The 4607-nt window shown below is 72.5% G+C and carries 6 protein-coding genes; 2 read left to right on the forward strand and 4 right to left on the reverse strand.

Annotated elements, in window-relative coordinates:
- Positions 1 to 615 (reverse strand): phosphatidylglycerol lysyltransferase domain-containing protein (locus tag HG543_RS51655; protein WP_169352364.1); only part of this gene is annotated, 615 nt, incomplete at its 3' end.
- A 118-nt stretch (positions 616 to 733) separates the two neighbouring features.
- On the opposite strand from HG543_RS51655, the gene HG543_RS56715 reads away from it, so the two are divergent.
- Entirely contained in the window at positions 734 to 868 is a 135-nt protein-coding gene (locus HG543_RS56715; RefSeq protein ID WP_281404562.1) for a hypothetical protein, read from the forward strand.
- A 4-nt stretch (positions 869 to 872) separates the two neighbouring features.
- On the opposite strand, the gene HG543_RS51660 is transcribed toward HG543_RS56715, so the two are convergent.
- A complete protein-coding gene (locus tag HG543_RS51660; RefSeq protein ID WP_169352365.1) occupies positions 873 to 1532 on the reverse strand; it encodes an archaemetzincin in 660 nt (219 codons plus the stop codon).
- 104 nt (positions 1533 to 1636) lie between these two features.
- Here HG543_RS51660 and HG543_RS51665 point away from each other — a divergent pair, with 104 nt between their 5' ends.
- Complete coding sequence (locus HG543_RS51665) at positions 1637 to 2938, forward strand: APC family permease (RefSeq protein WP_169352366.1); 1302 nt, start codon at positions 1637 to 1639, stop codon at positions 2936 to 2938.
- Positions 2939 to 2971: 33 nt separating this feature from the next.
- Here the strand turns inward: HG543_RS51665 and mtgA are convergent, their stop codons facing one another.
- Positions 2972 to 3853: a monofunctional biosynthetic peptidoglycan transglycosylase gene (gene mtgA / locus HG543_RS51670; RefSeq protein ID WP_371876574.1), complete on the reverse strand. Its 882-nt coding sequence runs from the start codon at positions 3851 to 3853 to the stop codon at positions 2972 to 2974.
- Positions 3854 to 3958: 105 nt separating this feature from the next.
- On the reverse strand, positions 3959 to 4607 hold a 649-nt coding region (locus tag HG543_RS51675), incomplete at its 5' end, for a C40 family peptidase (protein ID WP_169352368.1).

The raw sequence follows: 4607 nt of genomic DNA on the forward strand, positions 1-4607 counted from the left end.
AGAGACAGCCACGAAGGCACGGCGCTCGCTCGCGAAGGCGTGGGGGCGCAGCTGCACCAGGAAGCCCATGGGCGCCATGCGGCGCGACGCCAGCCACCGCGCCTTCAGCCGCTCCACCGCCTGGCGCATCGGCTGGGCCGCGTCCTCCAGCACGGACGCGGGCACCTCGCGCACCGTCACGCCGTGCTTGCGCGCACGGCGGAGCTGCTCGCGCAGGTTCCGGCTGCCGCGCACCACATCCTCCCAGTGCGCCGGGTCCCACACGGGCTGCTCGCCGATGGGCAGCTCCTCCATGGGCACCAGCCGCGTGAAGCGCGACTCGGTGGCGAAGAAGCACACGCGCCGGCCCGCCGCGCGCGCGGCCTCCTGGAAACCGGCCACCACGGCGGGAAGCCGCTCCGGCGCGGCGATGGGCCCACCCGCCGTCACCCACGCTCCGCCCGTGTCCACGTACGCCATGCACGCGTCACCCGCGGGGTCGAACCAGTAGCGGAAGCCCGGCTGGAGCACCTGGAACGAGGTCGCATTCCATCCGTAGCGGCGCAGCAGCTCCAGCACCCGCGCCTGCTCGCCCTCATCCACCTCTTCGTGCTCGGCGACTTCGTCCTGATTCATTGGGGGCCCATGTAATCCGCGCGGAAGGTACGTGCCGGGACGGCGCTCCGCCACGGCCGAGTCCCCTGCCTGCCCGGCGGGAGGGCCGCCCGACTTCACGTTCTCTTCACCCGGCCTCATGGCTCGAAACGCCCGTGGCATCGGCCTGCCCGACCTGCCCGCGAGCATCCGGCTCGAGGACAGCGTCTTCACCGCGCTCCTCACCAAGCCCTTCCCGGGCCTGGGCGGCGCGCTGGAGGCGGGCGGGCTGTAGCCCCTCAGCGCGGTGCCTCCTTCACCCGCGCGCGGTCCTCGGCCGACAGCAGCCCGAGGCACCGCGCGCAGTAGTGGCCGGTGCTGCGGTCCGCGGACGTGACGGCCTTGCCCTTCGCGTCCGCCATGACACAGCCCTCCGTCTCGCAGTGGGGGAAGCCCAGCGTGTGGCCGAACTCGTGGACGGCCAGGTCTCCCATGCGCCGCAGCAGCGCCTCCTGCGTCTTGCTGTGCTTCCGGTAGATGTGCGTGGACACCACGCAGGACAGGCCGCCCGTGCTGCCCAGCCCGGCGATGCCCCAGTCCGGGATGTCGCCCTTGGTGGTGGAGATCTCCGCCTCGGTGACGCCCACCACCTTCCACGCGCCCTTCGGCGGGCTCGCATCGAGGGCGTCCAGCAGCTTCTCCGCGCGCCAGCGGCGGCGGGGCGCGTGGAACGCCTCCTTCGGCAGTTCGCGCTGGGGCTCGACGCGCACCCGGACGCGCATCCGCGCCTGGAGCTCTCCGGACACGCGCTCCAGCACCTCCGGGCTCACCTTCCCGAGCGGGACGATGGCCACCACCGGCTCGGCGGGCGGGGGCGGCTCCGCCGACGCGGGCGGCAGCGCGAGCAACACGGCGAGCAACAGCCACGGCGACGGGAGCGCACGGCGGGAGAGGCGCATGGCCGCATGGTAGCTGGTTCGAAGTGGTCATATCGAATCGCGCTGGAGTGGCCATTGTCCCGACCACTTCCAGAGGCCATACGTCTTCCGGAAAGGAAGCCGCCATGTCATCCACCACCGCGACAGTGAGTCACGACCTCTCCTCCGCACCAGGACAGACCCAGCCCCTGCGCCGCACCCTGGGGTTGTGGCAGGGCGTGTCGCTCTACGTCGGCTCGGTGCTCGGCACGGGAGTGCTCGTGCTGCCGGGCGTGGCCGCGGAGACGGCGGGACCGGCCTCGGTGCTGGCGTGGCTGGGGCTGGTGCTGCTGTCCCTGCCGCTGGCGCTGACGTACGCGGCGCTGTCGCGGCAGCGGGCGGACGCGGCGGGGTTCTCCGATGCCATCGAGCGGGCCTTCGGTCCCCGCTGGGGCGCCGTCGCGGGCTGGCTCTTCCTGGCGCAGGTGCCCATGGGCATGGCGGTGGGGGCGCTCATCGCCGGCGAGTACGGCGCGAGCGTCCTCGGCGGCGGGGAGGTGATGGTCTTCACGCTCGGCACGGCGCTGGTCGTCGCGGCCTATGCGCTCAACTTCGTGGGCCTGCGCGTCAGCGCGACAGCCCAGTTGATGACGCTCGGTGTGATTGTCGTGGGCCTGGTGCTCATCGTCGGGAGCGCGCTCCAGGATGTCCAGGTCCAGGCCTTCACCCCGTTCTTCTCGCGCGGCCCGGTAACGGTGGGGCTCGCCGCCGTGCAGCTCTTCTGGGCCTTCGTCGGCTGGGAGGCCATCACCCCGCTCGCGAAGGAGTTCCGCGAGCCGCGCGACATCTGGCGGGCCAGCATGCTCGCGGTGGGCATCGTGGCCGCGGTGTACCTGCCGCTCGCCATCGTCACGATTGGCACCGGGGCCTACGGCGCGGCGACCGGTGCGAAGGCTCCGCTCGTCGTGCTGGCAGGGCACGTCTTCGGGCCCAATGCCTCGCGCGTGGTGGGCATCGCCGGGCTGCTGCTGTCGTTCATCCCGATGAACGCCTACGTCGCGGGCACCAGCCGCCTCACCTTCGCGCTGGGCGAGCGGCGCCAGCTCCCCTCGTGGCTCGGCGTCACCTCCGCCTCGGGCACGCCCCACCGGGCACTCGCGGCGCTCGGTGCCGCGGCGCTGCTCGGCCTCGCGGCGACGTACCTCGGCCGGCTGCGAATCGCGGACCTGCTCCCGTTCTCGACGTCGTCGTTCCTCGCCACCTATGTGCTGTCCATGGCCGCCGCCTCGAAGCTGCTCCGGCCTCCGCTCTCCTACGCGGCCCTCCTGTCGCTGGTGGCGTGCACGGCGGTGCTCTTCTTCGTGGGGACGTTCCTCGCCTGGGTCGCCGCCGTCACCGTCTGCGCGCTGGCCTACCAGCAGCTCGTCTCGCGGCGCCGGGCGGACTGAAGCGCCCGGTCTCGACTCCCGAGTGTGCCCCGCTCATGCGTCGTCGTCCTCCTCGCTCGCGGCCTCGGCCGCCGGCTTGCGGCCCAACAGCCGGTCGATGTCCGCGCGGGCCTCGTCCGCCTGCGCGGCGGTGATGCGCCCCACGGACGCGAGCTGGTCGACAATCCACAGCGCGCGCCGCCGCAGCGCCCGTGAGCCGGAGGAAGGCGAGCGCTTGCGCGGCGCCGGCAGCATGGACGCGAGGATGGCCCCCTGCGCCACCGTGAGCTGCGAGGCGGACACGCCGAAGTGCTCGCGCGCGCCGGCCTCGATGCCGTAGACGCCCTGCCCCCACTCGGCGACGTTGAGATAAATGGTGAGGATGCGCTTCTTCGTGAGCGCCTCCTCCAGCCGGTGGGCCAGTATCAGCTCCTTCGCCTTGCGCAGCAGGCTGCGGTCCGTGGACAGCCAGAGGTTCTTCGCGAGCTGCTGCGTAATCGTCGAGGCGCCCCGGCCCAGGCGGCGCTTCTCCCACGCCTCCTCCAGCGCCTTGCGCACCTCGGAAGAGTCCACGCCCTCGTGCCCGTAGAAGCCGGCGTCCTCCGACACCAGCACCGCGGCCACGGCGTGCTTGGAGATGGACGTCAGCGGAACCCAGTGCTGGCGGCGGCGGGCCTTCTTCCCCGCCTCCCGCGCCTCCTCCGCGCGTTGCTCGATGAGCGCCGTCGTCTTCGGGTTCTCCCGCGCCAGCGGCTCGGCGTCTGGCAGCGTGACGTACTCGTACACCGCGAAGGCGAGCAGCAGCCCCACGAGCGCGAGCAGCACCTTGCGGCGCCGGGGCCACTTCGCGCGCGGAGTGGACCGGGACGGAGGAGGAGATTGGGGCGCGGCCGGAGGAGCCGGAGGCACGGGGTCCGGCCCGGGTGCCGCGTGCACGGACTCAGGCTCCGTGGGCCCCTGAGCAGGCCGACCATCCGAAGTGGACATCAGGGCCGTGCATAGCGCCTCCCGGCCCTGGCGTCACCTCCACCCCGCTGCCGACTACCGCCGCTTCACCTTCGCCGCCGCCACCACCGGCGCGGGGCTCTTCCAGCGCTCGTCCACGGAAGCGAAGCCGGCCACCAGCTCGCCCGCGAGGTACCCGCGGTTGCGCCGGTCGCGGCGGCGCAGCCAGTCGTTGAGGACGCGGCCCTTCTCGTCCTTGCGCTCATCGGGACGCGCGAGGTTGAAGCGGCCGCGCTTCACACCGCCTCCCGCGCGGTGGACGAACGTCACCGTGCCATCCTTGCCCACGCGCTCGACGATGCCGATGTGGGTGAGGCCGTCGTTGAGGCGCCCGTCCTTGTTCCGGTCATGCGTGTCCCGGAAGAACACCATGTCCCCCACCCGGGGCGTCTCGCGCAGCGTGCCCAGCTCGCCCGCCTTGCGGTAGATGGCCTTCACCCCGTTCTCCCCGGGGAGGGTCCGCTCCGGAATCACGCTCAGCCCCGGCTTGCGGTACGCCAGCTGCGTCAGCCCCGAGCAGTCATCGTTCACCGTCGTGCTCACCGTCCGCAGCGAGCTCAGCCCCACCCAGGACTGCGCGCGCCACACGGCCCGCTCCGCCATGGAGACGGTGGCCTGACGCTTCGGCGTGCTCTTGCGCACCGCCTGCGCCTCCCCGCCCCACAGCCTGTCTCTTATACACCTC

The sequence above is a fragment of the Pyxidicoccus fallax genome (assembly GCF_012933655.1).
In the GTDB taxonomy this organism is placed as follows: Bacteria; Myxococcota; Myxococcia; order Myxococcales; family Myxococcaceae; genus Myxococcus; species Myxococcus fallax.

What these genes read in the sequence shown, in the direction of transcription:
- HG543_RS56715 (WP_281404562.1), top strand. Translation starts at nt 734, where the DNA reads ATGGCTCGAAACGCCCGTGGCATCGGCCTGCCCGACCTGCCCGCGAGC.
- HG543_RS51660 (WP_169352365.1), bottom strand. Translation starts at nt 1,532, where the DNA reads ATGCGCCTCTCCCGCCGTGCGCTCCCGTCGCCGTGGCTGTTGCTCGCC.
- HG543_RS51665 (WP_169352366.1), top strand. Translation starts at nt 1,637, where the DNA reads ATGTCATCCACCACCGCGACAGTGAGTCACGACCTCTCCTCCGCACCA.